24 protein-coding genes and 2 pseudogenes are annotated in these 25,282 nt (G+C 73.2%); 20 read left to right on the top strand and 6 right to left on the bottom strand.

The window, feature by feature from the left end:
- Positions 1 to 25: 25 nt before the first annotated feature.
- Positions 26 to 2,278: a [protein-PII] uridylyltransferase gene (locus ASG88_RS01490; protein WP_056885624.1), complete on the top strand. Its 2,253-nt coding sequence runs from the start codon at positions 26 to 28 to the stop codon at positions 2,276 to 2,278.
- A gap of 84 nt (positions 2,279 to 2,362) precedes the next feature.
- Here ASG88_RS01490 and ASG88_RS01485 read toward each other — a convergent pair whose 3' ends face one another.
- The 3 genes from ASG88_RS01485 to ASG88_RS01475 all read right to left on the bottom strand — a co-directional run bounded on the left by ASG88_RS01485 (position 2,363) and on the right by ASG88_RS01475 (position 6,491).
- The gene (locus ASG88_RS01485) at positions 2,363 to 3,733 is read right to left on the bottom strand and encodes an MFS transporter (protein WP_056885623.1); all 1,371 of its coding nucleotides are present in this window, start codon (positions 3,731 to 3,733) and stop codon (positions 2,363 to 2,365) included.
- A gap of 42 nt (positions 3,734 to 3,775) precedes the next feature.
- A complete protein-coding gene (locus ASG88_RS01480) occupies positions 3,776 to 4,567 on the bottom strand; it encodes a 3-hydroxybutyrate dehydrogenase (RefSeq protein ID WP_056885622.1) in 792 nt (263 codons plus the stop codon).
- A 97-nt stretch (positions 4,568 to 4,664) separates the two neighbouring features.
- The gene (locus tag ASG88_RS01475) at positions 4,665 to 6,491 is read right to left on the bottom strand and encodes a helix-turn-helix domain-containing protein (protein ID WP_235534675.1); all 1,827 of its coding nucleotides are present in this window, start codon (positions 6,489 to 6,491) and stop codon (positions 4,665 to 4,667) included.
- A 138-nt stretch (positions 6,492 to 6,629) separates the two neighbouring features.
- On the opposite strand from ASG88_RS01475, the gene ffh reads away from it, so the two are divergent.
- The 3 genes from ffh to ASG88_RS01460 all read left to right on the top strand — a co-directional run bounded on the left by ffh (position 6,630) and on the right by ASG88_RS01460 (position 9,744).
- A complete protein-coding gene (gene ffh / locus ASG88_RS01470; RefSeq protein ID WP_056885620.1) occupies positions 6,630 to 8,189 on the top strand; it encodes a signal recognition particle protein in 1,560 nt (519 codons plus the stop codon).
- 11 nt (positions 8,190 to 8,200) lie between these two features.
- A complete protein-coding gene (locus tag ASG88_RS01465; RefSeq protein ID WP_056885619.1) occupies positions 8,201 to 8,569 on the top strand; it encodes a hypothetical protein in 369 nt (122 codons plus the stop codon).
- A gap of 158 nt (positions 8,570 to 8,727) precedes the next feature.
- The gene (locus ASG88_RS01460) at positions 8,728 to 9,744 is read left to right on the top strand and encodes a phosphatase PAP2 family protein (protein ID WP_082599778.1); all 1,017 of its coding nucleotides are present in this window, start codon (positions 8,728 to 8,730) and stop codon (positions 9,742 to 9,744) included.
- A gap of 172 nt (positions 9,745 to 9,916) precedes the next feature.
- Here the strand turns inward: ASG88_RS01460 and ASG88_RS01455 are convergent, their stop codons facing one another.
- Positions 9,917 to 11,065, bottom strand: a complete 1,149-nt coding sequence (locus tag ASG88_RS01455) for a ScyD/ScyE family protein (RefSeq protein ID WP_056885617.1) — start codon at positions 11,063 to 11,065, stop codon at positions 9,917 to 9,919.
- A gap of 121 nt (positions 11,066 to 11,186) precedes the next feature.
- On the opposite strand from ASG88_RS01455, the gene ASG88_RS01450 reads away from it, so the two are divergent.
- On the top strand, positions 11,187 to 12,269 hold the full coding sequence (locus ASG88_RS01450) for an amidohydrolase family protein (RefSeq protein WP_056885616.1): 1,083 nt from the start codon (positions 11,187 to 11,189) through the stop codon (positions 12,267 to 12,269).
- Here the strand turns inward: ASG88_RS01450 and ASG88_RS01445 are convergent.
- Positions 12,262 to 12,867 (bottom strand): hypothetical protein, encoded by a 606-nt coding sequence (locus tag ASG88_RS01445; RefSeq protein ID WP_056885615.1) that lies wholly within the window; start codon positions 12,865 to 12,867, stop codon positions 12,262 to 12,264. The genes ASG88_RS01450 and ASG88_RS01445 overlap by 8 nt on opposite strands.
- A 133-nt stretch (positions 12,868 to 13,000) precedes the next feature.
- Between ASG88_RS01445 and ASG88_RS01440 the strand changes: the two genes are divergently transcribed.
- From ASG88_RS01440 to ASG88_RS01380, 14 genes and pseudogenes are all read left to right on the top strand, one after another.
- Positions 13,001 to 13,657, top strand: coding sequence for a GNAT family N-acetyltransferase (locus ASG88_RS01440; RefSeq protein WP_056885614.1), 657 nt, complete (start codon positions 13,001 to 13,003; stop codon positions 13,655 to 13,657).
- A gap of 185 nt (positions 13,658 to 13,842) precedes the next feature.
- Complete coding sequence (gene rpsP / locus ASG88_RS01435) at positions 13,843 to 14,376, top strand: 30S ribosomal protein S16 (protein WP_056885613.1); 534 nt, start codon at positions 13,843 to 13,845, stop codon at positions 14,374 to 14,376.
- 5 nt (positions 14,377 to 14,381) lie between these two features.
- Entirely contained in the window at positions 14,382 to 14,624 is a 243-nt protein-coding gene (locus tag ASG88_RS01430) for an RNA-binding protein (protein ID WP_056885612.1), read from the top strand.
- A gap of 112 nt (positions 14,625 to 14,736) precedes the next feature.
- Positions 14,737 to 15,297, top strand: a complete 561-nt coding sequence (gene rimM, locus ASG88_RS01425) for a ribosome maturation factor RimM (RefSeq protein ID WP_200956308.1) — start codon at positions 14,737 to 14,739, stop codon at positions 15,295 to 15,297.
- Positions 15,294 to 15,986: pseudogene (gene trmD / locus ASG88_RS23705) on the top strand (tRNA (guanosine(37)-N1)-methyltransferase TrmD); the annotation flags it as partial. The gene rimM and the pseudogene trmD, both read left to right, overlap by 4 nt.
- Positions 15,963 to 16,445 carry a GNAT family N-acetyltransferase gene (locus ASG88_RS23700; protein ID WP_235534709.1) on the top strand — a complete coding sequence of 161 codons (483 nt, stop codon included), beginning with the start codon at positions 15,963 to 15,965 and terminating at the stop codon, positions 16,443 to 16,445. The pseudogene trmD and the gene ASG88_RS23700, both read left to right, overlap by 24 nt.
- A gap of 226 nt (positions 16,446 to 16,671) precedes the next feature.
- A complete protein-coding gene (rplS, locus tag ASG88_RS01415) occupies positions 16,672 to 17,022 on the top strand; it encodes a 50S ribosomal protein L19 (protein WP_056885610.1) in 351 nt (116 codons plus the stop codon).
- A 59-nt stretch (positions 17,023 to 17,081) separates the two neighbouring features.
- Complete coding sequence (lepB, locus tag ASG88_RS01410) at positions 17,082 to 17,900, top strand: signal peptidase I (RefSeq protein ID WP_056885609.1); 819 nt, start codon at positions 17,082 to 17,084, stop codon at positions 17,898 to 17,900.
- Positions 17,901 to 17,929: 29 nt separating this feature from the next.
- Entirely contained in the window at positions 17,930 to 18,667 is a 738-nt protein-coding gene (locus tag ASG88_RS01405; protein WP_056886014.1) for a ribonuclease HII, read from the top strand.
- The gene (locus ASG88_RS01400; RefSeq protein WP_056885608.1) at positions 18,664 to 18,972 is read left to right on the top strand and encodes a DUF2469 domain-containing protein; all 309 of its coding nucleotides are present in this window, start codon (positions 18,664 to 18,666) and stop codon (positions 18,970 to 18,972) included. Before ASG88_RS01405 ends, ASG88_RS01400 begins: the two co-directional genes overlap by 4 nt.
- 139 nt (positions 18,973 to 19,111) lie before the next feature.
- Positions 19,112 to 19,498, top strand: a complete 387-nt coding sequence (locus tag ASG88_RS01395; protein WP_056885607.1) for a YraN family protein — start codon at positions 19,112 to 19,114, stop codon at positions 19,496 to 19,498.
- Positions 19,498 to 21,090: a YifB family Mg chelatase-like AAA ATPase gene (locus ASG88_RS01390; RefSeq protein ID WP_056885606.1), complete on the top strand. Its 1,593-nt coding sequence runs from the start codon at positions 19,498 to 19,500 to the stop codon at positions 21,088 to 21,090. Before ASG88_RS01395 ends, ASG88_RS01390 begins: the two co-directional genes overlap by 1 nt.
- Complete coding sequence (gene dprA / locus ASG88_RS01385) at positions 21,087 to 22,262, top strand: DNA-processing protein DprA (RefSeq protein ID WP_056885605.1); 1,176 nt, start codon at positions 21,087 to 21,089, stop codon at positions 22,260 to 22,262. Before ASG88_RS01390 ends, dprA begins: the two co-directional genes overlap by 4 nt.
- Positions 22,255 to 23,202, top strand: a complete 948-nt coding sequence (locus ASG88_RS01380; protein ID WP_056885604.1) for a tyrosine recombinase XerC — start codon at positions 22,255 to 22,257, stop codon at positions 23,200 to 23,202. Before dprA ends, ASG88_RS01380 begins: the two co-directional genes overlap by 8 nt.
- Positions 23,203 to 23,230: 28 nt before the next feature.
- Here ASG88_RS01380 and ASG88_RS01375 read toward each other — a convergent pair whose 3' ends face one another.
- Positions 23,231 to 23,941, bottom strand: a complete 711-nt coding sequence (locus tag ASG88_RS01375; protein ID WP_082599777.1) for a M23 family metallopeptidase — start codon at positions 23,939 to 23,941, stop codon at positions 23,231 to 23,233.
- 418 nt (positions 23,942 to 24,359) lie between these two features.
- On the opposite strand from ASG88_RS01375, the pseudogene rpsB reads away from it, so the two are divergent.
- A pseudogene (gene rpsB, locus ASG88_RS01370) lies at positions 24,360 to 25,238 on the top strand (30S ribosomal protein S2); the annotation flags it as partial.
- Positions 25,239 to 25,282: the final 44 nt, after the last annotated feature.

The raw sequence follows: 25,282 nt of genomic DNA, 5'->3' as shown, positions 1-25,282 counted from the left end.
ACCCCCGAGGAGGATCCGACCCACGATGACTGCCCCCGAGAGAGCCGCCCGGACCGAGGCCGCCGACGAGCTGTGCCGTGCGGCGTACGACGCCTGCGACGGCCCGGACGTCGGTGTGGCGCTGGTCGCGGTCGGCGGCTACGGCCGCAGCGAGCTCGCGCCGCACTCCGACCTGGACGTCGTCCTCGTGCACGACGCGGGCACCGACCCGGGGGCCCTGGCCGAGAAGGTCTGGTACCCGCTGTGGGACTCCGGCTCCCGCCTGGACCACTCGGTGCGCTCGCTGCCGCAGATGGTCGCGGCGGCGGAGGACGACCTCAAGGTGGCTCTGGGTCTGCTGGACGTCCGGCACCTGGCGGGCGACCCCAACCTCACCCTGCGGCTGCGCACCACCATGCTCGCCTCGTGGCGGCGCGAGGCGCGCGACCGGCTCCCCGCGCTGCGCGACCTGGTGCACAAGCGCCACGAGGTCGTCGGGGAGCTCGCCCACGTCTCGGTGCCCGACATCAAGGAGGCCGAGGGCGGCCTGCGCGACGCGACGGTCCTCAAGGCGCTCGAGGCGACCTGGCTGGTCGACGTGTCGAGCCCGGAGCTGGAGCGCTCCCGCCAGTCGCTGCTCGACTTCCGCGACCTCCTCCACGCCGAGACGCGGCGACCCACCGACCGGGTCGCCCCCGAGCTCTGGGAGGTCCTGGCGACCCACCTGGGCCTCGACGACGCCGCCGCGGCCCAGCGGCACGTGCGCGAGATCGGCCGCCGCGTCACCCACCTCTCCCGCCTCACCTGGCGCCGGGTGGCGTCGGTGCTGGCCCCGCCGGGCTCGCTCCGCGACGCGCGTCGTCCGGCCCTGGAGCCCATCGCACCGGGCGTCGCGCTGTCCCGCGGCGAGGTGGTGCTCGACGCCCGGGCCCGGCCCGAGCACGACCCGGTCCTGCTGCTGCGCGCGGCGGCCGAGGCGGCCGAGCGCGACGTCGTCCTGGCCCCGGCGACCGCGGCCCGCCTGGTGCGGGAGTGTGCGCCCCTCCCGACGCCGTGGCCGGCGGAGGCCCGCGACGCGCTGGTCAGCCTGCTCGCCTCGGGTGACGGGCTGCTGCCGGTGTGGGAGACCCTCGAGGAGACCGGAGCGCTCACCGGCTTCCTGCCCGAGTGGGAGCGGATCCGGTTGCTGCCGCACGCGTCGGCCATCCACCGCTTCACCGTCGACCGGCACGTCATCGAGACGTGCCTCGAGGCGTCCCGCCTCATCCGCACGGTCGCGCGCCCCGACGTGCTGCTGGTCGCCGCGCTCCTGCACGACATCGGCAAGGGCGGGCTCACCGAGCACTCGGTGGCCGGCGAGCCGGTCGCCCGGGAGATCGCCCGGCGGATGGGCTTCGACGACGACGCCGTGGACCTCGTCGCGCTGCTCGTCCGGTGGCACCTGCTGCTCTCCGAGACCGCCACGTCCCGCGACCCCGACGACCCCGCCACCATCGACGCGCTGCTCGACAAGGTGCCCACCGCCGAGGCGCTGACGCTGCTCCTGGCGCTCACCGAGGCGGACGGCCGCGCGGCCTCGCCCAAGGCGTGGTCGTCGTGGCGGGCCAGCCTCATCACCCGGCTCGCCACGCACGCGCTGGCCCGGGCGGGGGGAGGGGAGCCGCCGGACGAGGTCGACCAGGCGGTGCCCGTGCCCGACGTCGTACGCCGCGGCGGCGCCTGGGTGGGCGTCGAGCCGGACGACGGTGGCGCCCGGGTGACCGTCGTGGCGCCAGACCGGATCGGGCTGCTGGCCGACGCGGCCGCGGTGCTCGCCCTGCAGCGGGTCTCCGTGCGCTCGGCCCGGGCGTGGGCGCAGGACGCCGTCGACAGGCAGGACACCGGCCCCGTGGGCGTCTCGGTGTGGGAGGTGGCCGAGCCCGACCTCGACCCCGCGGTGCTCCGCGAGCGGCTGGTGGCGATCAGCGAGGGGCGGCTCGACGCAACGAGCCGCCTGTCGCGACCGGCGCCGAGCCGCCTCGAGCCCGTCGTCGCCGTGCGGTACGGCGAGTCGCGCCGGGCCACGGTGCTCGAGGTGCGGATGGACGACCGCCCCGGTGTGGTGCACCTCGTGTGCGCGGCCCTGGCCTCGCGCGACATCTCGGTGCGCTCGGCGCACGTGTCCACGGTGGGGCCGCAGGCCGTCGACGTGTTCTACCTGCAGGAGCAGGGGGCCGGCCGGTTGTCCGACGAGCGGGCCGCCGAGGCCGCGCACGCCGTGCGCGACGCCCTGCTCGGCACGGTGGCCGACCCGGCCTGACCCCGCGCCGCCGACGCCTCCCCCCGGACGCACGGACGCCCTGCCCGGCCGAGGGCCGAGCAGGGCGTCCGGGGACGACGCTGGTTACTTGTGGGCGTTGTCGAGCACCCGGTCGTGACGCAGCGAGGAGCGCGCGGTCTCCTTGGCGAAGAACACCGCGACCAGCGTGATGACCGAGGCGATCGTCATGTAGATCGCGACGCTGTCGACGTTCATCGCGCCGTTGGTGGCCGGGCCGAGCAGCTTGATGGCGATGATCGGGGCCAGTGCGCCGGCGAAGATCGAGGCCAGCTGGTAGCCCACCGAGGCGCCGGTGTAGCGCACCGAGGTGCCGAACAGCTCGGAGAAGAACGCCGCCTGCGGGGCGTACATCAGGGCGTGCAGGACCAGGCCGACGACCACGGCGAGCAGGATCTTGGTCTCGGACTTGCTGGCGATGAGGTCGAAGAAGATCCACGACCACGCCGCGACGCCGACGGCTCCGGCGACGTAGAGCGGCCGGCGGCCGACCTTGTCGCTGAGCGCCCCGATGAGCGGGATGGTCACGAAGTGCACGACGGCACCGATGAGCAGCGCCTTGAGGATGATGCCCTTGTCGCCGGTGGTGCCGACGTACGTCGTCAGGAAGGTGATCGAGATGACGGTGAACAGGTAGTAGGAGATGTTCTCGGCCATCCGCATGCCCATGGCGACGAGGACCTCGCGGGGGTACTTCTTGACGACCTCGAAGAGCGGGACGTGCTGCTTCTCGGAGGTCGACAGCTCGGAGTGGGCCTCCTTGAAGACCGGCGACTCCTCGATCGAGAGGCGGACCCACAGGCCGATGATGACGAGCACGGCGCTCAGCAGGAAGGGGATGCGCCAGCCCCACGCGAGGAACGCGTCGTCGGACTGGAAGGCCGCGAGGAGCCACAGCACGCCGGTGGCGAACAGGTTGCCCAGCGCCACGCCGGCCTGCGGCCACGACGACCAGAACCCGCGACGCGAGTCCTCGCCGTGCTCGGCGGCCATCAGCACCGCGCCGCCCCACTCGCCGCCGACGGCGAAGCCCTGGACCAGGCGGCACACCAGCAGCAGGATCGGGGCGCCGAGGCCGATGGTCGCGTACGTCGGGAGGAGACCGATCGCGAAGGTCGCGACGCCCATGAGGAGCAGCGAGGTCACCAGCATCTTCTTGCGGCCGACCCGGTCACCGAAGTGGCCGAAGACGATGCCGCCGAGGGGGCGCGCCACGAAGCCGAGCGCGTAGGTGCCGAACGCCAGCATGGTGGCGGCGGCCGGCTCGCTCTCCGGGAAGAACAGGGTGCCGAAGACGAGGGCCGCGGCCGACCCGTAGAGGAAGAAGTCGTACCACTCGACAGCGGTGCCGATCAGGGACGCGAAGACGACCTTGACGATGTTGGTCTCGCCGGGCCCCTGCTCCGCTTGGGTGGGGTGGGTGACGGGGGATGTCATGTGCTGGGTGTTCCTTTCAGGCGGATCACGCGGGGTGCGTGGTCAGGCGGCGGTCCAGCCGCCGTCGATGAGGAGGGAGGACCCGGTCATCGAGTCGCTCCCGGGGAGGCAGAAGCCGGCGACGGCGCGCGCGACCTCGTCGGGCTCGACGAGGCGGCGTACGGGGGTGCGGGCGAGCAGGACGGTGTCGAGGACCTCCGACTCGTCGATGCCGTGGGCCCGGGCCTGGTCGGTGACCTGGCCCTCGACCAGCGGCGTCCGGACGTAGCCCGGGCACACCGTGTTGCTCGTGACGCCCTTGCCGGCCGCCTCGAGCGCAATGACCTTGGAGAGCCCTTCGAGGCCGTGCTTGGCGCTGACGTACGCCGCCTTGTACGGCGAGGCGCGGTGCCCGTGGACGCTGGAGACGTGGACGATGCGACCCCAGCCGCGGTCGTACATGCCGGGCAGCAGCTTGCGGGCCAGCAGGAACGGTGCCTCGAGCATGAGGCGCTGGATGAGCCGGAACCGCTCGGGGTCGAAGTCCTCGACGGGCGCGACGTGCTGGATGCCGGCGTTGTTGACGAGGATGTCGGCGTCGAGGGAGGCGGCGTCGATCGCGTCGGGGTCGGTGAGGTCGACGCCGAGCGCGTCTCCACCGAGGGCGGAGGCGACCTCCTTGGCGGCGGTCTCGTCGAGGTCCAGGACGGTGACGTGCGCTCCGAGGGCGGCGAGGTGGCCGGCGACGGCGGCGCCGATGCCGCTCGCACCGCCGGTCACCAGTGCGCGGCGTCCCTCCAGGGGGGTGGGCCCGGGGCTGAGGACAGCGCCGGGCGCGGGGGAGTTCGGGGACATGGCCCTGACGTTAGGCCCGCCTGTGACCATCGGCACATGGTCCACGTCCACACAAGAGCGACATGCAGGTGTGGCCACAAGCCATGTCACACGGTTGTCACGCCTGGAGCCGCGCCACCCGGAGGGCCAGCTGGAGGTCCAGTGCGCGCTCGGGTGCCCGCCAGGTCTCGCCGAGCAGGCCGGTGACCCGCTCGAGGCGCTGGGTCACCGTGTTGGGGTGCACGTGGAGGGCTGCGGCGGTGTCCTTGAGGCTCCCGCCGCTGGCGAACCACGCGTCGAGGGTCGCCACGAGGCTGGTGCCGCGCTGGGCGTCGTAGGCCGCGACCGGACCCAGCTCCCGGTCGACGAACTCGGCGAGCTGGCCGGGACCGTTGGCCCCGAGGAGCAGCCGTGCCACCCCCAGCCCGGCGGGGTCGGTCACCTCCCCGGCCCGGCCCAGGGTCAGCAGCGTCTCCAGGCACCCACGGGCCTCGGCGTAGGTCGCGGCGACGTCGCAGGCGGGCGCCGGACCCGCCACCCCGACGGTGGCCGCCGCCCCGGTGCGCGTCACCGCGGCGGCCAGCTGCTCGCCGATGCCCCGGGCGTCCCCCTCCGGCACGACGAGGACCACGGCGCCCTCGTGCTCACCGGCCACGCCGTGCAGGGTGTCGGCGAGCCGGGCCGCCGCCCGTGCGGTCGCCGGGCGGTCGCCCTCGGCGGGGCCGGCCACGGCGACGACCAGCGGACCGTCGAGCTGGGCGCCGTGCCGGCGGGCACGCTCGCGCACCAGCACCGCGTCGTACGGCGTGGGGGAGAGGAGGTCGCGCAGCAGCTCGCCGCCGATGCGCTCCTCCGCCTCGGCGACCGTGCGCGCGAGCAGCACCACCAGCGCGGTCACCAGCGCGCCGCGCTCCAGGGTGCGCTGCTCCGCGCTGGACAGCGGCGGGCCCTCGATGACCACCGTCGAGACGTGCTCGCTGCCTGCCAGGGCGGCCGCGACGTAGCCGCGAGGGGTGGGGACGCAGTGCCCGGACGCCACGGACTCGGCGACCGCCTCGCGCCAGGTGTCCAGGTCGGCGTCGCCGGCCACCCGCTCGCCCGAGGGGTCGAGCACCGCCACCCGGCCGCGGAGCAGGTCCCCGAGCGCCAGGGCGATCTCGTCGGTGCCGCCGCCGTGCAGCAGCAGGTCGGTGAGCCGGTCGTGCGCCGTCGCCGCCGACTCGACCGCCGACGTGTGCTCGGTGAGGTTGCGGTTGGCGGTGTCGAGCTCGGCGAAGAGGCGGGCGTTCTCCAGGGCCACCGAGGCGTGGGCGGCGAAGGACGTGAGCAGCGAGACCTCGGCCGGGGGGAACTTGCGCACCGTGCGGTGCACCGCGAGCAGGGCGCCGATGACCCGCCCGTCGAGCACGAGCGGGACGCCGAGGATGGCCCGGATGCGCTCGCCGTCGACCGCCTCGTCGATGTAGGTGCGGTGCACGAAGCGGGCGTCAGTCTGGTAGTCCTCGGTGAAGTACGGCGCTCCGGTCTGCGCCACCAGGCCGAGCAGCCCGGTGCCGAGCGGGAGCCGCAGCTGCCTGAACTCCGGGGTGAGGGCGCCGTCGGTGACCTTCATGTACGACGCCCCGTCGAGCTCGTCGTTGAGCGAGAGGTAGGTCATGTCGGCGTTGAGGAGCTGGCGGGCCCGGCGCACGATCGCGGCCAGGATGGCGTCGACGTCGCGGATCGCGGTGAGGTCGCTGGCGGTCTCGTAGAGCGCGGACAGCTCGGCCTCGCGGGAGCGCTGGCGCGAGATCAGCTCGCGCAGCCGCAGGGCGACGTCGTAGTCCGCCCGCAGCCGGGCGCGCTCCTCCTCGTCGGTCGCCGCCGCGGTCGCCGAGGCGAGCAGCTCGTCGAAGTGCGAGCGGGCCGCCTCGTCGTACAGGAGGTCGAGGAAGGAGCGGGACACGGCGACATCATGGCCCAGCACGGCGGGGCCGCGCCGGGGCGTCCTCGCCGACGACCCGAGCGCGGGGGGTGACCGTTAGGCTGGGCCCTCGTTCGACACCCATCGTCACCGCTTCCGAATCCCAGGGGATCTCCCACCGTGTTCGCCACTCTCTCCGACCGGCTCGCCGACACCTTCAAGAACCTCCGCGGCAAGGGCAAGCTGTCCGAGGCCGACATCGACGCCACCGCCCGCGAGATCCGCATCGCGCTCCTCGAGGCCGACGTGGCGCTGCCCGTGGTGAAGGAGTTCGTCGCGGCGGTCAAGGACCGCGCCCGCGGCGAGGAGGTCAGCGGGGCCCTCAACCCGGCCCAGCAGGTCGTCAAGATCGTCAACGACGAGCTCGTCGCGATCCTCGGCGGCGAGACCCGCCGGTTGCGCTACGCCAAGACCGGCCCGACCGTCATCATGCTCGCCGGCCTCCAGGGCGCGGGCAAGACGACGCTGGCCGCCAAGCTGGCGCTGTGGCTCAAGGACCAGGGCAAGACGCCGATGCTGGTCGCCGCCGACCTGCAGCGCCCCAACGCCGTCCAGCAGCTCCAGGTCAACGGTGAGCGCGTCGGCGTGCCCGTCTTCGCACCCGAGGCCGGCAACGGCGTCGGTGACCCGGTCGCCGTGGCCCGCGCCTCGGTCGAGGAGGCCAAGCGCAAGGTCCACGACGTCGTCATCATCGACACCGCCGGGCGTCTCGGTGTCGACGCCGAGCTGATGCGCCAGGCCGCGGACATCCGCGACGCCGTGCAGCCCGACGAGGTGCTCTTCGTCGTCGACGCCATGATCGGCCAGGACGCCGTCACCACGGCCCAGATGTTCCTCGACGGCGTCGGCTACGACGGTGTGGTGCTCACCAAGCTCGACGGTGACGCGCGCGGTGGTGCCGCCCTGTCGATCGCCTCGATCACCGGCAAGCCGGTCATGTTCGCCTCCAACGGCGAGAAGATGACCGACTTCGACCTCTTCCACCCCGACCGGATGGCCTCGCGCATCCTCGACATGGGCGACATGCTCACCCTGATCGAGCAGGCCGAGAAGGCCTTCGACCAGGACGAGGCCCTCAAGGCGGCCGAGAAGCTCGGCACCAAGGGCGGCTTCACGCTGGAGGACTTCCTCCAGCAGATGCAGCAGATCCGCAAGCTCGGCTCGATGTCCAAGATCATGGGGATGCTGCCCGGGATGGGGCAGTTCCGCGACCAGCTCGACAACTTCGACGAGCGGGAGATCGACCGCATCCAGGCGATCATCCAGTCGATGACGCCGGCCGAGCGCGACAACCCCAAGATCATCGACGGGTCGCGCCGGGCGCGCATCGCCCGCGGCTCCGGTCGCCAGGTCTCCGACGTCAACCAGCTCGTCGACCGCTTCTTCGAGGCGCGCAAGATGATGGAGCAGATGGCCCGCGGGGGCGGCATGCCCGGGATGCCGGGCATGCCCGCGATGCCCGGCGCGGGCAAGCGTGGCAAGACCAAGGCCCAGCCCAAGAAGGGCAAGGGCAAGCGCACCTCCGGCAACCCGGCCAAGGCGGCACAGGAGGCCGCGGCCGCGAAGGCCGCAGCCGCCGAGCGCCCCGCCACCCCCTTCGGCAACAACGACGAGGTCGACTACGAGAAGGCCGCCGCGGCCCTCGACCTGCCGAAGGACTTCTCCAAGTTCCTCAAGTGAGGGTCCGTCCGGTGAGGTCCGTGCTGGTGGTCGACGCCGCCAACGTCGTCGGGTCGGTGCCCGACGGCTGGTGGAAGGACCGCGCCGGGGCGGCCCGGAGGCTGCACGAGCGGCTGCTCGTCGGCGACACGGCGTACGACGTCATCGTGCTGGTGCTGGAGGGCGGCGCCAAGGCCGGTGTGCGCCCCGGGCGCGACCAGCACGTCGTCACCGTGCACGCCCCGAAGGACGGCGACTCCGCCATCATCGCGGAGGTCGCCGCCCGTCGGGAGCGGGGTGACCAGGTCGTGCTGATCAGCGCCGACCACGTGCTGCGCGGCCGGTGCGAGGGGCTCGGCGCACGGGCGATGAGCCCCTCGTGGCTGCTCGACCAGGTCTGACTGGGTGTGGCGTAGCTGGTGGGAGACACCTGATCGGCTTCGAGCCGCACTGCTCGACGCGCGAACCTGGACCCAGCGGCGGCACCTGACGTTACCGTCGCTGAGGTATTTCGGTGTTCGCGCCAACCCGTGGCGCGAGCGGCGGGCTGAATGGTGTCATGGCAGGCTCGTGGGATCCCGTCCCGCGCGCGCCGGGGCCGGTGGCCGCCACTCCACGGTCGGCGCGTGTCGGCGCCCTGACGGCGTACGGCGCTCTCCTGGGGGCCTGGATCGGCGTCGTCGGCGTCCCCAACGACACCCTCCAGGTCTTCGCGTGGCTGTGGCTGGGCACCGTGGCCTGGAACATCCGAGCGCCGTGGCGCTCCCACGTGGGGTTCCTGCGCGACTGGTGGCTGCCGGTCGCCGGCCTGGTGGTGTACTTCTTCAGCCGGGGCCTGACCGACGAGCTCGGGCTGGGCGTGCACGTCCACGAGCCGATCGCGCTCGACAGGTGGCTGGGCGCCGGCGTCACGCCCACGGAGCGATTGCAGGCGGCGTGGTGCGGCGACCCGTGCGTCCAGGACAGCCCGCCGCGTCTGTTCGATCTGTACTTCACCACGGTCTACGCGACGCACTTCGTCGCCGGCCTGACGATCGCGGCCGTCCTGTGGGTACGGAGCAGGTCGGAGTGGCAGGGCTGGATGCGTCGCCTCCTGAGCATCAACTTCGCCGCTCTGGCGGTCTACATCGCCTATCCGGTGGCGCCACCGTGGATGGCGTCGCAGATGGGCGACCTCGGGCCTGCAGCCCGGATCACCGGACGGGGATGGTCCGAGATCGGGCTGGAGCGGGTCGATCTCGTCCTGCAGGGTGTGGGCAACCCGGTGGCGGCGATGCCGTCCCTTCACGCCGGCATGTCGGTCATGATCGCCGCCTACGGCGTCCACCGGTTGCGGTCGGTGTGGCGGTGGCTGCTCGTCGTCTATCCCGTGTCGATGTCGACGGCGCTCGTCTACTACGCCGAGCACTACGTGGTCGACATCCTCGCCGGGGTGCTGCTCGCCTGGCTGGTGCTGGCGGGCGCCTCGGCGTGGGAGCGCAGCCGACGGGCGGTGCCCCCGACCGGGCACGAGGAGGCCGTTGCGGTGCGCCCCACGAGGGTCGGTGACGGCACGACCGGGTCTTCGACGCCCTGAACCCGCCCGACTGCTCGGGCCCGCAGCCAGACCGTGCGGCGCCTTCCCGGACGATGGGACGCCGGCTCCAGGAGGTCCACGGCTCGTCGTGCAGGTCACTGGCGTTCGCCAGTGACCTGCACGGTGACGACCGGCTTTCACGCGAGCAGAGGGACACACCCAGGAGCGGTCCTCAGTCCAGGTCGATGCTCACCACCGACCCGCCGTCGGGGCAGACCGCGCACGTCGTCACGAAGGCCTTGCCGCCACGCAGGGCCACGCCGTACGGCGCGGGCAGTCCCTCGGCGACGGGGGTGGGTGCCGCGCCCGCCGCCACCTTCACGAGCGAGCCGGTCGGCAGCGCCCCGGGCGGCTCGTTGAGGAGGCCGGCCGACGAGAGCTGCACCGCGTAGAGCGAACCCTTGTGCCACGCCAGGTCGGTGACGTTGGTCAGCCCGGTCGCGTAGACGGTCGGCTCCTCGCCGCGGACGAACCGCCAGATGCTCGACCCCCCGGTCGGGAACGGGAAGCCGGTCAGCTGGCTGACGTAGTAGGCGCCGTCGGGACCCCGGACCACCGAGGTGGGCACGGCCTGCATCGGGACCGTGGTCCCCGGCGCGAACGGGTCGGGCACGTCGGTGTTCGGGAACACCGCGAGCGTCCTGGTGCTCCGGTGGTGGCGCACGCGCAGCAGGGAGTTGCCACCGGAGTCCGTGACCACCACGGACCCGCCGTCGCGCATCAGCCCGGTCGGGTTCGAGTCGGGACCGTTGCCGTCGGGGTCGCGCTTCTGCTCGTGGGCCGCGAGGTCGCCGACGATGTGGACGGGTCCTCCCTTCAGGCTGCCCGCGACCACGGTGCCCAGCGCACGACCCGCGGCGCCGAACGTGTCGCGCACCTCGGGGGCGTTGCCGAGCCCGATGGTGGCCGCGAAGTGGTGCTTCGAGCCCCGTCGGTGCGCGGGGACGACGACGTCCGAGGGGCCGATCGCCCCGCCGCCCTCGGGAGAGGCCAGGGACGGCAGCCCGGTCACGACGCGGTGCGAGCCGTGGTGGGTGATGCGCGTGATCGCGCCGGAGAGGCCGAAGCAGGACTCGCCCTCGGGGCCCTCGACACAGGGGCCGGCGCCACCGACCCCGGCCTCGGCGACGTAGAGCGCGCGGCCGGAGAAGGAGAGGAGACGGGGGTTGTCGAGGCCCGTCGCCACCGTCTTCCAGGGCGGGGCGCCGGCCGGTCCGCCCGAGTCGTCGGCCTGGACGGGTACGGCGAGCATCGTGGTGGCCATGGCGGTCGACGCGACGGCGGCCAGTGCCGCGGCGAGCGGAGCGCGGGTTCTGAGCATGGATGACACCTCCGGGAAGTAAGGACCTCTCCGACTGTGGTCCTCGACCTGTGGCCTGTCATCGCCCAAATGGGAACTTCGGGGACACCCGGGTCCGGTCCCAACCGCTACGGTCGCCCCCATGACTGCACTGCGCTTCTCGGGACCGGTCCTCCCCGACGGGGAGGTGCGCGACGTGTACGTCGTGGGCGACACCATCACCTACGAGCCCCAGCCCGGCGCCACGACCGAGGCACGGGGCTGGATCGTGCCGGGCCTCGTCGACGCGCACTGCCACATCGGGCTCGACGACCACGGCGCCGTCGACGAGGCCGCGACCGAGGCGCAGGCGGTCGAGGACCGCGACGCCGGGGCGCTGTTGATCCGCGACTGCGGGTCGGCGGCCGACACGTCGTGGGTCCACGACCGCGACGACCTGCCGCGGTTGATCCGCGCCGGGCGCCACATCGCGCGCTCGCGGCGCTACATCCGCAACTACGCCCACGAGGTCGAGCCCGAGTCGCTGGTGGAGACGGTCGCCCGCGAGGCGCGGGCCGGGGACGGCTGGGTCAAGCTCGTCGGGGACTGGATCTCCCGCGACGAGGGCGACCTCGCCCCGAGCTTCCCGGCCGAGGACTTCGCGGCCGCGATCGCCGTCGCGCACGAGCACGGAGCCAAGGTGACCGCCCACTGCTTCGGCGAGCGTGTGCTGCCCGGGCTGGTCGAGGCGGGGATCGACTGCATCGAGCACGGCACCGGGCTGTCGACCGAGCTCGCGCAGGCCATGGCCGAGCGGGGCATCGCGCTGGTGCCGACCGTGATGCAGATCGACAAGTTCCCCCAGTACGCCGACGCGGGTCGCGACAAGTTCCCCCGCTACGCCGACCACATGACCGACCTCCACGCCCGGCAGCGCGACACCATCATGGCGGCGTACGAGCTGGGGGTGGCGCTCTACGCCGGGTCCGACGGCGGGGGAGTGAGCCGGCACGGCAACATCGCCGGCGAGGTGGTCGCGATGGCCGGGCTCGGCCTGCCGGCCGACTACGCCCTCGGTGCCGCGTCCTGGCGGGCACGGGAGTGGCTGGGGTGGAACCCCCACCTGTCCGAGGGCGCGCCGGCCGACTTCGTGGTCTATCCCCGCGACCCGCTCGCCGACCTGACCGTGCTGCGGGAGCCGTCGTACGTCGTCCTGCGCGGGCGCGTCGTGGCGGGACTCAGCTGACGGGGGCGGTCTCCTCGGTCTCCTCGGTCTCCGCATCCTCGGCCGCGCGCAGGGCGGCGCGGGCCGCCCGGATGTCGCTCTTCGGGGACGTGGCGGTGACGGCGAGCGCCGCCTCGATCGCGGTGGTGGCCGCCGTCGAGCCGACCGTGTCGGCGGCGAGCGTGGCAGCGTCGAGAAGACGGTCCGCCTTGGCGACGACCGTCACCACGAGCCGGTGGTTCTCGACGCGGAAGGAGCGCAGGTCCTTGGCTGCGGCGCGGACGTCGAGCGTCGAGTCCGCGGCCTCGAGGGCGGCCCTGATGGCGGCCAGCGCCGCGCGGCTCTCCTCGATCCCGGCGACGACCTCGACCTCGTAGGCGTCGTCGAGGCGGGTGACCGCCGTGCTCGTGCCGAGCCGGGCGAGGCGCCGGTCCTTGCCCGCGACGGTGCGCAGCAGGTGCGTCGTGCCGCCGCCGTGGGCGTGGGTGCCGGCCTTGGCGGGCTTGTCGGGGCGGGGCGCCTCGGCGGCCGTGGCCGCGGTGGCGAGGGGGCCGGCGACGAGGGCGACGGTGCCGACGAGTGCAGCGGCGTGGCGGCGGGCTCGGGACGTGCGGGTCATGGGAACTCCTGGTGCGTGGTGGGGGGAGTGCCGCGGGGGCGGCCCCGCCATTGTGGCGCTGCGCAGCGCGTCCGTGGCGGGGATCGTCGAAATCGATTTGTGCCCGCTCGGGGCGACTCGTGAGGATGACGCCATGACGACCGTCGCCGACGCCCTGCCCGCCCTCGGCCTGCGGGTGGTCGCGGGAGACCTCGAGCTGCGGGGCGTCACCGACGACCTCGTCGTCGAGCTGGGGGACCTCGCCGCCCGCGGTGTCCACGACCCGGCCCGGATGCCGTTCTCGTTCCCCTGGACCGACACCGCCCCCGAGGACTTCCTGAGCAGCTTCGCGCAGTACCACTGGCGCTGCCGTGCAGACTTCTCGCCGGCCTCCTGGGCGCTCAACCTCGCCGTGCTGCACCGCGGCGAGGTCGTCGGTGTCCAGGGCGTCAACACCTCGGACTTCCTCGTCACCCGCACCGGGGAGACCGGCTCGTGGCTCGGGCGGGCGCACCAGGGCCGCGGGCTCGGCACGGCGATGCGCCAGGTGATGTGCGCGTTCCTCTTCGACCACCTCGGCTTCACCGAGATCACCTCGGGGGCCTTCACCGACAACCCGGCGTCGCTGACCGTGAGTGCCAAGGTCGGGTACGTCGCGAACGGCACCGTCCGCTACCGCCGGCGCGACGAGCAGGCCGACATGACCCAGCTGCTGCTGACCCCGGAGGCCTTCCGCCGCGGACCGCAGCGCCTCGAGGTGGAGGGCGTCGAGGCCTTCCGGCGCTCCATCGGGCTCGACGTCGCGGGGTGAGCGCCGGGCCTCTCGCGCCGGATTGGGCGCCGTACACCTGCTCTGGCACAATGTCTCGCTGAGTCGCGCCAGCGGACGGACCCTCTATCCCGGTCGTCGGTGCGCCCCCCGAGGAAGTCCGACCCGGTCCCCACCTGGTCTGCGGGCCCCTCACCACCTTCCACTCGCAAGGAGACACCACAGACGTGGCCGTCAAGATCCGTTTGAAGCGCCTGGGCAAGATCCGGGTGCCGCAGTACCGCATCGTCGTCGTCGACTCGCGCAAGAAGCGCGATGGTCGCGTCATCGAGGAGATCGGCAAGTACCACCCGAAGGAGGACCCCTCGTACATCGAGGTCGTCTCCGAGCGGGCGCAGTACTGGCTCGGCGTGGGCGCGCAGCCCAGCGAGGCCGTCGCCGCCATCCTCAAGGTGACCGGTGACCTGCAGAAGTTCCGGGGCGAGCCCGGCGCCGAGGGCACCCTGAAGGTCAAGGAGCCCAAGCGCGACAAGCTCGAGATCTTCAACGAGGCCCTCAAGGAGGCCGCCAAGGAGCCCAAGGGCGCCGCGACGACCTCCAAGAAGAAGGCCGAGAAGGCCGAGGAGCCCAAGGTCGAGGAGACCCCGGCCGCGGCCGCTCCCGCCGAGGTCCCCGCCTCCGAGACGCCTGCGGGTGCCGCGGAGGAGGCTGAGACGGCCGAGACCGTCACGGCCGAGGACGCCGGCAAGAGCGAGGCCTGAGCAGCATGCTCGCCGAGGCGCTCGAGCACCTGGTCCGCGGCGTCGTCGACAACCCCGACGACGTCTCGGTGCGCGACAAGCAGCTGCGTCGCGGGTCGATCCTCGAGGTCCGGGTGCACCCCGACGACCTCGGCAAGGTGATCGGCCGCAACGGCCGCACCGCCACGGCGTTCCGCACCGTCGTCTCGGCCCTCGCGGGTCGGGCCGGCGCGCGCGTGGACTTCGTGGACGTCGACCGCCGACGCTGAGCAGCACTCACCTGCACCACCGGAAGGCGCCCCTCCCCGCTCGGGGAGGGGCGCCTTCCTGCATGTCCTGGGGAGGGGCGGGGATCCCGACAGCCCCCGATACCCTGACGCCGTGGAAGACATCGAGGTCGTCGTGGGTCGCATCGGCAAGCCGCACGGCATCCGCGGCGACGTGACGATCGACGTGCGCACCGACGAGCCGGAGCGTCGTTTCGCGCCCGGTACGACGCTGCGGGCGCAGCCGCCGCAGGGGTCCCACAGCCCGCTGCGGACGCTCACCGTGGTGCGGTCCAAGTGGCACACCAACGTCCTGCTCGCCACCTTCGCGGAGATCGGCGACCGCAGCGCCGCCGAGGCCGCCCGCGGCATCGTCCTGCACACCACCATCGCCCCTGACGAGGCCCCCGAGGACCCTGACGAGTACTACGACCACCAGCTCATCGGGCTCGCGGCCCAGGACCTCGACGGCACCCACCTCGGCGAGGTCACCGGCCTGCAGCACGGGTCCGCGCAGGACCTGCTCGCCATCCGCACCCCCGACGGGCGCAACACCCTGGTCCCGTTCGTGGTCGCGCTGGTCCCCGAGGTCGACCTGGCCGCCCGCCGGGTCGTCATCGCCGACCGTCCCGGGCTGGTGGCGCCCTACCCGGACGAGGACGAGGCCACGCAGTGAGGATCGACGTCCTGTCGATCTTCCCCGACTACTTGGCGCCGCTCTCGCTGAGCCTGCCCGGCAAGGCCCGGGACAAGGGGCTGCTCGACCTCCACGTCCACGACCTCCGGTCCTGGACGACCGACCGGCACCACACGGTCGACGACACGCCGTACGGCGGCGGCGCCGGCATGGTGATGAAGCCCGAGCCGTGGGGCGCGGCCCTCGACGACGTCGCCACGGACCGGCCGACCATCGTCTTCACCACCCCCAGCGGCGAGCCGTTCAGCCAGGCGCTGGCCCGCGAGCTCTCGACGCGCGACCACCTGGTCTTCGCGTGCGGGCGCTACGAGGGGATCGACCAGCGCGTCATCGACCACGCGGCGACCCTCGGCGAGGTCCGTGAGGTCTCCCTGGGCGACTACGTCCTCAATGGGGGAGAGGTGGCCGCGCTGGCGATCACCGAGGCCGTCGTGCGACTGCTCCCGGGCTTCATGGGCAACGCCGAGTCGCTCGTCGAGGAGTCGCACGAGGACGGTCTGCTCGAGTACCCCGTCTACACCAAGCCCGCCAGCTGGCGCGGCCTCGACGTCCCCGACGTGCTGGTCTCGGGCGACCACGGCCGGATCGCCACGTGGCGCCGCGAGCAGGCCGTCCGTCGCACGGCCGAGCGTCGCCCCGACCTCGTGTCGCCCTCGTCCGTTCCCGGCGACGAGGACGTCCGTCCGGCCGTGCCGGCGGACGCGGGGGAGCTCTACACGCTGCAGCGGGCCTGCTGGCTCCAGGAGCTCGAGGCCAACCCGGGCGTCGTCATCCCCGCGCTCACCGAGTCCCTGGACGACGTGCGCGCCGGCCTCGAGGCCCACCACACCTGGGTCGTACGCCGCGCCGGCCGGCTGGTCGGCTCGGTGCGGGCCCGCCTCACCAGCCGTGCCGGGTGGGACATCGGCCGGCTGATGGTGGCCCCCGACCTCCAGGGCCAGGGGATCGGCCGGTTCCTCCTCGAGCACGCCGAGGCGGCGGCGCCGCCGGACGCGTCGTCGTACCTCCTCTTCACCGGCGCCCGGAGCGCCGGCAACCTGCGGATGTACAAGAAGGCGGGCTACCGGTTGCGGCCCGACCTCGAGGCGCCACCGGGCGCGGTCGTGCTCACCAAGCGCCGCGGCTGAGCCCGGACCCAGCCGCGTGGACGCCCGATTTCGCGGCGCACGCGGCGATCTGGCAAACTCGACCCTTGGTCACGCCGGCCAAACGATCGCCCCGATGCACGCACCCGGGGGATCCGCGACGAACACCTGCCACAGGGGGTGCGCGACGCCGCCGGCCAGCACGGCGGGGCCACCCGATCAACCATCCGATTCCGCGGTTGGCCTGTGGCACTCGTGAGGAGCAAGCATGACCAACGTTCTCAATGAGCTCGTCAGCGACAAGCTGCGCAGCGACGTCCCGGCCTTCCGCGCCGGCGACACGATCAAGGTCCACGTGAAGGTCGTCGAGGGCAGCCGCTCGCGCGTCCAGGTCTTCCAGGGCGTCGTCATCCGCATCCACGGCTCGGGCGTCGGCCGCACCTTCACCGTGCGCAAGATCTCGTTCGGTGTCGGCGTCGAGCGCACCTTCCCGATCCACTCCCCGATCTTCGAGACGATCGAGGTCGTCACCCGAGGTGACGTGCGCCGCGCCAAGCTCTACTACCTGCGCAACCTGCGCGGCAAGAAGGCGAAGATCAAGGAGCGCCGCGAGTTCTGAGCGATTCCGCTCCGCGACGCGAACGCGGAGATCAGCCAACCTCTGGTTAGTCTCTGCGAGTGACTTCACCCGACCGCGGCTCCACCCCGACCGACATGGACGAGGAGGGGCCGCGGTCGTCGTCTGCCCGGACCGCGTCGGGGTCCGGGGCGGGCAAGCCGGCCCGGCGCCAGCTCCCGTTGTGGCAGGAGACGATCCTGCTCCTCGGCGTCGCGCTGGTGCTCGCGATCGTCATCAAGGCGCTCTTCCTCCAGGCGTTCTACATCCCCTCGGAGTCGATGGAGCCCGGCCTCGTCCGCAACGACCGGATCCTCGTGCAGAAGGTCTCCTACTGGGGCGGCGGCACCCCCCAGCGCGGCGACGTCGTCGTCTTCAAGGACCCCGGTGGCTGGCTCCCGGCGTCCGAGGCGGCCGGGCCCACCGGCGCGATCCCGAAGGTCATGGCCAAGGTCGGCCTGTACCCGACCGGCGGACACCTGGTGAAGCGGGTGATCGGCGTCGAGGGCGACGTCATCAGCTGCTGCGACGAGCAGGGCCGACTGATGGTCAACGGCCAGCCGCTCGACGAGGGCGACTACGTCCAGCAGGACAAGGCCGTCGAGTGCGCCGGCCCGATGGTCAACCAGTGCTCGAAGGACTGGACGTCCGAGCCGGTGCCCGACGGGCACGTCTTCGTGATGGGCGACAACCGCGCCCACTCGGCCGACTCGAGCCTGCGCATGTGCAACCTCGAGAAGGAGACCGACTGCGTCCCCGGCCCCGAGTTCGTCCCCGTCGACCTCGTCGTCGGCAAGGTCTTCGTGCTGCTCTGGCCGCGTGACCGCTTCGAGTGGGTCACCCGCCCGGGCACGTTCGAGGACGTGCCCGACGCCGCGTGAGCGGGCAGGCGAGCGGGCAGGCGAGCGCGATGGTCGAGCCCGTCCCACACCTGCCCAGCGGAGCGGCCGTACGCCGTGACGCCGGGCTCTACGGCTACGAGCGCGCCCTGCGCCGCGCCGGCATCGACCCGATCGCCGGCGTCGACGAGGCGGGGCGGGGAGCCTGCGCCGGCCCCCTCGTCGCGGGCGCCTGCATCCTGCCGCCCGGCAAGGCCGGGATCGTGCCCGGGCTGGCCGACTCCAAGCTGCTGACCGAGGCCGCCCGCGAGCGGGTCTACGCCCAGGTCGTGCGACGTGCCGTCGCCTGGTCGGTGGTCGTGATCGACAACGAGGAGTGCGACCGGCTGGGCATGCACGTCGCCAACGTCGAGGCCCTGCGCCGGGCCGTGGCGCTGCTCGAGACCCGACCGGCCTACGTCCTCACCGACGGCTTCCCGGTCGACGGGCTCGAGGTGCCGGGGCTGGCGGTCTGGAAGGGCGACCGGGTGGCGGCATGCATCTCCGCCGCCTCGGTGCTCGCGAAGGTGACCCGGGACCGCCTCATGGTGGCGATGGACGCCGACTACCCGGCGTACGACTTCAAGACCCACAAGGGCTACATCACCGACGTCCACACGGCGGCCCTGACCGCGCACGGGCCGGCTCCCGTCCACCGGATGCGGTTCGTCAACGTACGCCGCGCGGCGGGCCTCGAGCCGGCGCTGGAGCCTGCCACTAGTGTCGACCTGCAGGCCGGGAGCAGGGCAGACACGGAGGAGGACGGATGAGCGCGGAGGACCTCGAGAAGTACGAGACCGAGATGGAGCTCACCCTCTACCGGGAGTACCGCGACGTCGTCTCGATCTTCAAGTACGTCGTGGAGACCGACCGCCGCTTCTACCTCTGCAACCAGGTCGACGTGAAGGCGCGCACGGAGAACGGCGACGTGTTCTTCGAGGTGTCGATGGCCGATGCGTGGGTGTGGGACATGTACCGCCCGGCCCGGTTCGCAAAGAACGTCAAGGTGCTGACGTTCAAGGACGTCAACGTCGAGGAGCTCGCTCCGCAGGAGATCGACCCGCCCAAGGGCTGACCCGGCTCCCGGCTGGCCCGATCACGGGCCACCTGTCGTCCCCAGCCCCCGCGTGGGCAGGCTTCCTCCACAGGGCCGCGGCCGATCCTTCCGGTTGGCCGCGCGCGCCGCTGTGCTGGTCTCCACGAAGGAGGCCCGCATGACCACATTTCCCCCACCCGCCCCGCGGCCGACCGCCAAGCAGCGGCTCGGAGCGTACGGCGAGGAGCTCGCCGCCCGGCACCTGTCCCGGCAGGGGATGACCGTGCTCGACCGCAACTGGCGCTGCGACCTCGGCGAGATCGACCTGGTGCTGAGGGACGGCGCCACCCTGGTGATCTGCGAGGTCAAGACCCGCTCCAGCACGGCGTTCGGCACGCCCCACGAGGCGGTGACCGAGCGCAAGCTGGCCCGCATGCGCGCCCTCGCGGCCCGGTGGCTGCGCGTCCACGAGGTCCGGCCCATGGACATCCGTCTCGACATGGTCTGCGTGATCTCCCCGCGCCGGGGACCGGTCGAGATCGACCACGTCCCGGGTCTGGGCTGATGCGGGTCGCGACCGCCTGCTCGATCGCGCTGGTCGGCGCCGAGGGGCACCTGATCGACGTGCAGGTGGCCGTCTCCAAGGGGGTGGTCGGCACCTTCGTGGTGGGCCGGCCCGACGCCTCGCTGCACGAGGCACGTGACCGGGTCCGGATGGCGATCAACAACTCGGCGCCGACGCCCGACGACACCTGGCCTGCGACGTTCCGGGTGACCATCCTGCTGGCCCCGGCCGACCTCCCCAAGAGCGGCACCCACTTCGACCTGGCCATCGCCGTCGGGGTCCGGGCGGCGTGCGGTGCCGTGCCGCCCGCGTCCCTGCACGCCACCGTCTTCATCGGTGAGCTGTCGCTCTCCGGCAGCCTGCGTCCCGTGGCCGGGGTGCTCCCCATGGTCATCGCCGCGGCCGCCCGCGGGATCCGTCGGGTCTTCGTGCCGGAGTCCCAGGCCGCGGAGGCCGCGATGGTCCCCGGGATGGAGGTGCTCGGCATGCGGTCCCTCGCCCAGGTCGTGGCCGAGCTCAACGGCGAGGAGGTGCCCGACGCGGCCCCGGTCGCCGGGCCGGTCCGCACCTCGCTGCTGCCTCCCGGGCGAGGGGCCGTGGAGCCGCTCGACCTCGACGACCTCGACGGCATGGAGGACGCCAAGTACGCCCTCGAGGTCGCCGCCGCGGGCGGGCACCACCTCATGCTCAACGGCCCCCGCGGGGCCGGCAAGACCAGCCTCGCCGAGCGGTTGCCGACGATCCTGCCCGACCTCACCACCGAGCAGGCCCTGGAGGTGACCGCGCTGCACTCGCTGGCCGGGCTCCTGCGTGACGGCGACGGACTGGTGCACCGGCCGCCCTACTTCGCTCCCCACCACGACGCGAGCAAGGCGAGCGTGGTGGGCGGCGGCACCGGTCGGGTGCGGCCCGGTGGCATCAGTCGCGCCCACCACGGGGTCCTCTTCCTCGACGAGTTCCCACTGTTCCGCGCCGACGTGGTCGACGCCCTGCGCCAGCCCCTCGAGAGCGGGGAGATCACCCTGGCCCGGGGGGAGGAGTCGGCGACCTTCCCGGCCCGCTCGATGGTGGTGCTGGCGGCCAACCCGTGCCCGTGCGGCAACTTCAGCGCATCGGTCACCACGGCCTGCACCTGCCTCGAGCCGGCCCGTCACGCCTACCGCCGCAAGCTGGTGGGACCGATCGTCGATCGCATCGACATCTGGCGCGACGTGGAGCCGGTCAGCGCCGAGGCGGCCCACGACAGGTTCGCGCCGCGGGTCGACTCGGCCACGGTCCGGTCCCGGGTCGAGCGGGCCAGGGCGGCCCAGGCCGAGCGCTACGCCGGACGGTCCTGGCTGCTCAACGGCGTCGTCCCGGGACCGGTGCTGGCACGTGAGTGGCCGCTCGAGCTGGACGGGCAGCGCCTGCTCGACGACCGCCTGCGCGACGGGTCCCTCACCCGCCGCGGGGTGACCCGCGTGCAGCGCCTCGCCTGGACCGTGGCGGACCTGCGGGGCGTGACACGTCCCGGCCCCTCCGAGGTGGGCCTCGCACTCCGGCTCCGCACGGCCGAGCCGCTCTCCAGCGACGACCTGAGGATGGCCGGATGAGCCGCCTCCCGGACCGGCTGTCCCGAGTGGTGCTCAGCCGCATCGGCGAGCCCGGCGACCCGCGGCTGTGCGGTCTGGTCCGCGACCTCGGGGCCGGGGCCGTGCTCGACAGCCTGCTGGCCCAGGCCAGCCTGGACGAGGCACAGCGTGACCTCGCCGCACGCCTGGGATCGGTCGACCCGGTGCGCGAGCTGGAGCAGGCCGAACGGCTGGGCATCCGGTTCGTCGTCCCGGGCGACACCGAGTGGCCGGCCCGCCTCGACGACCTGGCCCGTCCCGGGGCCCACCACTCGGGCCTCGGCGGCGTCCCGGTCGGGCTCTGGCTGCGCGGGCCGTGCCGGCTCGACGGCCTGCCGCCGATGGTCGCCGTGGTCGGGTCGCGCTCCGCCACGACGTACGGCGAGCGGGTCGCCGCAGACGTCTCCGCGGGCGCCGCGCGGGCCGGGATGGTGGTGATCTCCGGAGCCGCGACCGGGATCGACCAGGCCGCCCACCGGGGCGCACTCGCGGCCGGGGGGACCACCGTGGCGGTGCTGGCCTGCGGCCCCGAGCGGGCCTACCCGACGGCCCACCGCCCGCTCATCGACCACATCGGCGCGACCGGGCTCATCGTGTCGGAGGTGCCGCCGGGCAGTGCACCCCTGCGGTCGCGCTTCCTCGGCCGCAACCGGCTCATCGCCGCCTTGTCGGTCGGCACGGTCGTCGTCGAGGCCGCCGTCCGCAGCGGGGCGTTGAGCTCGTCGCGCTGGGCCGAGGTCCTCAACCGCGTGGTGATGGGGGTCCCGGGACCGGTCACCAGCATCACCTCGCAAGGAGTGCACGAGCAGATCCGCAAGGGCTCGATGCACCTGGTCACCTCCGGGGCCGAGGTGCTCGAGCTGGTGGGAGCGGCGGGGGACCACCTCGTCGAGGTGCCACGGGCCCCCACCCGTCCGCGGGACCGTCTCGACCGGCGCGACCAGCGGGTGCTCGACGCCGTCCCGGTGGGCCGGCCGGCCGGGGCCGACAGCATCGCCGTTGCGGCCGGGGTGGCCCTCCAGCACGTGCAGGGAGCGCTCGAGCGGCTGGCGTCCGCCGGCTGGGTCCGGCGCGCCGAGGGCGGGTGGCGGCTGGCCCGCGACGAGCCTGTCGAGCAGGCCGCCCCTCTCGACCTACGATCGGCAGGTGAGTGAGCAGCCGGAGGTCTCCGAGCCCGACGGGCTCCCCGAGGGGTTGGTGCGGTTGCTGGGGGAGTACGAGCGCCACCTCGTGTCCGAGCGGGACCTCACCGCCCACACGGTGCGCGCCTACCTCGGGGACATCTCCTCCCTGCTCGACCACGCCCACCGGCTCGGCTTCGCGGACGTCGCCGAGCTCGACCTTCGGTCCCTGCGCTCCTGGCTGGCCAAGCAGCAGTCCCTGGGCCTGTCGCGCACGACCCTGGCCCGTCGGGCGACGGCGGCGCGCGTCTTCACCGCGTGGCTCCAGCGCACCGGACGGGCCCCGACCGACGCGGGTGCCTCGCTCGGCTCGCCCAAGCAGCACAAGAGCCTCCCGCCGGTGCTGCGCGCGGACGAGGCGGCCGACCTGATCCGCTCCGCCGCCGCGATCGCCGACGACGGCAGCCCGGTCGGGCTGCGCGACGTCGCCATGCTCGAGCTCCTCTACGCCACCGGGATCCGGGTGGGGGAGCTGGTCGGGCTCGACATCGACGACCTCGACGACGACCGCCAGGTGGTGAGGGTGTTCGGCAAGGGTCGCAAGGAGCGCTCGGTCCCCTACGGCCGGCCGGCCGCACGGGCCCTGAAGTTCTGGCTCGAGCTGGGCCGACCGGCGCTGCGGGCAGAGGGCGCCGGCGCGGCGGTCTTCCTCGGCGCCCGGGGGCGACGGATCGACCAGCGCGCGGTCCGTGACCTCGTGCACCGCCGCATCGCCGACGTGCCCGGGGCCCCCGACATCGGACCCCACGGGCTCCGCCACACCGCCGCGACCCACCTGCTCGAGGGCGGCGCCGACCTCCGCTCCGTCCAGGAGCTCTTGGGCCACGCCTCGCTGGCCACCACCCAGCTCTACACGCACGTGACCACCGACCGGCTGCGCGCGGCGTACCGGCAGGCGCACCCGCGCGCCTGACCCCGACGCGGGACGTGGGGCCGGCGACTCAGGGGAGGGGCTCGAGCGGGCGACCGCCCGGCGGAGGGCCGTCCCGACCGCGGCCGGCGGGCCCCCGGGCGATCGGGACGGAGACAGGGACGGCGGGGTCGGATGCGTTTCCCATGAGCGGCGACCACGCGGCGTACGGGTGCAGGGGAGGACGCCAGGCCCCACCGGCGGCCGGCTCGTGGCGCCACAGCGGCAGCAGCCGCACCGGGCCGCCCCCGACGAGGTCGAGCGGGTCGAGGTAGGTCTCTCCGCGCCGCCACCCCCAGTGCAGGCAGGCTCGGGGGAGGCAGTGGCTGGCCGCCAGGTCGAGGACCCCGATGACGTCCCCGGCCGCCACCCGGGTGCCGACGGTGACCGAGGCGACGACGGGTTCGTACGTCGTCCGGGTGTCGCCGTGCGACACGGTCACCACCGGCTTGCCCGCGATGCTTCCGGCGAAGGCCACCTCCCCGGCGAGCGCCGACCGCACCGGTTGGCCGATCCGTCCGGCCAGGTCGACGCCGCGGTGCCCGGTTCCCCACGGGTCGTCCGGCGGGTCGAACGTCGCCACCACGTCGGGTTGCGGATCGAGCGGCCAGACCCCCACCGGGTCGGGGTCCTCGGCACCGGTCGAGGAGGCCGGCCAGGCCATCACCACGAGCACGGCCAGCGCCGAGAGCACGGTCAGCACCAAGCGGCGCGCGTCCGGACGTGGGACGAGGGAGGTCATCCGGACAGCGTCCGCGGCCGGCACGCCGGGTGCGGACGGAGAGGCGTCGTACTGTGGAGGAGCACCGGCCGCCGACACCCTGTGGACCACCCCGGGACCGCGTCCGCCCTTCGATTGGCCCGCCGCCGGGGCGGTGGCCTACGATTCGCAGAGCAGCCCGGCACCACCAGATCGACCATGGGCTGACTTCGCACGCTCACAGACCGCGACGGGCTCTCTCCGTGGAGGCCGACCACCCGTGGGCGCGAGTCCCTGAGTTCCGCACCTGCACCACGAGGGCGGATGGGATCGCGCGCGAGCGTCAGGGCAACCGACACCCGTCGGGTGCAGCAACTGAAACCAACCGGAGAACGCTCCCGGTCCGGCCTGCCAGAAGGCCGGGCACAACGCGAGCGCCTCCATCACACAGGAGATACACATGGCAGTCGTCACCATGCGCCAGCTGCTCGAGAGCGGCGTCCACTTCGGTCACCAGACCCGTCGTTGGAACCCCAAGATGAAGCGCTTCATCATGACCGAGCGCAACGGCATCTACATCATCGACCTGCAGCAGTCGCTGGCCTACATCGACCGGTCCTACGCCTTCGTCAAGGAGACCGTCGCCAAGGGCGGTGTCGTGATGTTCGTGGGCACCAAGAAGCAGGCCCAGGAGGCCATCGCCGAGCAGGCGACGCGCGTCGGGATGCCCTACGTCAACCAGCGCTGGCTCGGTGGCATGCTCACCAACTTCCAGACGGTGCACCAGCGGATCAACCGCCTCAAGGAGCTCGACGAGATCGACTTCGACGACGTGGCGGGCTCCAACCGCACCAAGAAGGAACTGCTTCAGATGAAGCGCGAGCGTGACAAGCTCGACAGGACCCTCGGCGGCATCCGCGACATGTCGAAGGTCCCCTCCGCGGTGTGGATCGTCGACACCAACAAGGAGCACCTCGCCGTCGAGGAGGCCCGCAAGCTGCACATCCCGATCATCGGCATCCTGGACTCCAACTGCGACCCCGACCTCGTCGACTTCCCGATCCCGGGCAACGACGACGCCATCCGCGCCGTCGGCCTGCTGACCCGCGTGGTCGCCGACGCCGTGGCCGAGGGCCTGATGTCCCGCTCGGGCGCCAAGACCGCCGACGCCACGGCCGCCGAGCCGCTGGCCGAGTGGGAGCGCGAGCTTCTCGCCGGTGACGCCGAGAAGGCGGCCGTCGAGGCCACCGGTGGCGACGCCAAGACCGACGACACCCCGGCCGCCGAGGCCACCGGTGCCGCGTCCGAGGCCCCCGCCGCCGACGCCGCCGCCGCGGCTGCGACCGAGGTCAAGGCCGACGAGAAGGTCGAGACCGAGGCCAA

Origin of the sequence: Nocardioides sp. Soil777 (genome assembly GCF_001428425.1) — a bacterium.
Classification (GTDB): domain Bacteria; phylum Actinomycetota; class Actinomycetes; order Propionibacteriales; family Nocardioidaceae; genus Nocardioides; species Nocardioides terrigena.
This window is presented reverse-complemented; position numbering and strand designations above follow the sequence as displayed.

What these genes read in the sequence shown, in the direction of transcription:
- ASG88_RS01490 (WP_056885624.1), top strand. Translation starts at nt 26, where the DNA reads ATGACTGCCCCCGAGAGAGCCGCCCGGACCGAGGCCGCCGACGAGCTG.
- ASG88_RS01485 (WP_056885623.1), bottom strand. Translation starts at nt 3,733, where the DNA reads ATGACATCCCCCGTCACCCACCCCACCCAAGCGGAGCAGGGGCCCGGC.
- ASG88_RS01480 (WP_056885622.1), bottom strand. Translation starts at nt 4,567, where the DNA reads ATGTCCCCGAACTCCCCCGCGCCCGGCGCTGTCCTCAGCCCCGGGCCC.
- ASG88_RS01460 (WP_082599778.1), top strand. Translation starts at nt 8,728, where the DNA reads ATGGCAGGCTCGTGGGATCCCGTCCCGCGCGCGCCGGGGCCGGTGGCC.
- ASG88_RS01455 (WP_056885617.1), bottom strand. Translation starts at nt 11,065, where the DNA reads ATGCTCAGAACCCGCGCTCCGCTCGCCGCGGCACTGGCCGCCGTCGCG.
- ASG88_RS01450 (WP_056885616.1), top strand. Translation starts at nt 11,187, where the DNA reads ATGACTGCACTGCGCTTCTCGGGACCGGTCCTCCCCGACGGGGAGGTG.
- ASG88_RS01445 (WP_056885615.1), bottom strand. Translation starts at nt 12,867, where the DNA reads ATGACCCGCACGTCCCGAGCCCGCCGCCACGCCGCTGCACTCGTCGGC.
- ASG88_RS01440 (WP_056885614.1), top strand. Translation starts at nt 13,001, where the DNA reads ATGACGACCGTCGCCGACGCCCTGCCCGCCCTCGGCCTGCGGGTGGTC.
- ASG88_RS01430 (WP_056885612.1), top strand. Translation starts at nt 14,382, where the DNA reads ATGCTCGCCGAGGCGCTCGAGCACCTGGTCCGCGGCGTCGTCGACAAC.
- rplS (WP_056885610.1), top strand. Translation starts at nt 16,672, where the DNA reads ATGACCAACGTTCTCAATGAGCTCGTCAGCGACAAGCTGCGCAGCGAC.
- ASG88_RS01405 (WP_056886014.1), top strand. Translation starts at nt 17,930, where the DNA reads ATGGTCGAGCCCGTCCCACACCTGCCCAGCGGAGCGGCCGTACGCCGT.
- ASG88_RS01400 (WP_056885608.1), top strand. Translation starts at nt 18,664, where the DNA reads ATGAGCGCGGAGGACCTCGAGAAGTACGAGACCGAGATGGAGCTCACC.
- ASG88_RS01395 (WP_056885607.1), top strand. Translation starts at nt 19,112, where the DNA reads ATGACCACATTTCCCCCACCCGCCCCGCGGCCGACCGCCAAGCAGCGG.
- ASG88_RS01390 (WP_056885606.1), top strand. Translation starts at nt 19,498, where the DNA reads ATGCGGGTCGCGACCGCCTGCTCGATCGCGCTGGTCGGCGCCGAGGGG.
- dprA (WP_056885605.1), top strand. Translation starts at nt 21,087, where the DNA reads ATGAGCCGCCTCCCGGACCGGCTGTCCCGAGTGGTGCTCAGCCGCATC.
- ASG88_RS01375 (WP_082599777.1), bottom strand. Translation starts at nt 23,941, where the DNA reads ATGACCTCCCTCGTCCCACGTCCGGACGCGCGCCGCTTGGTGCTGACC.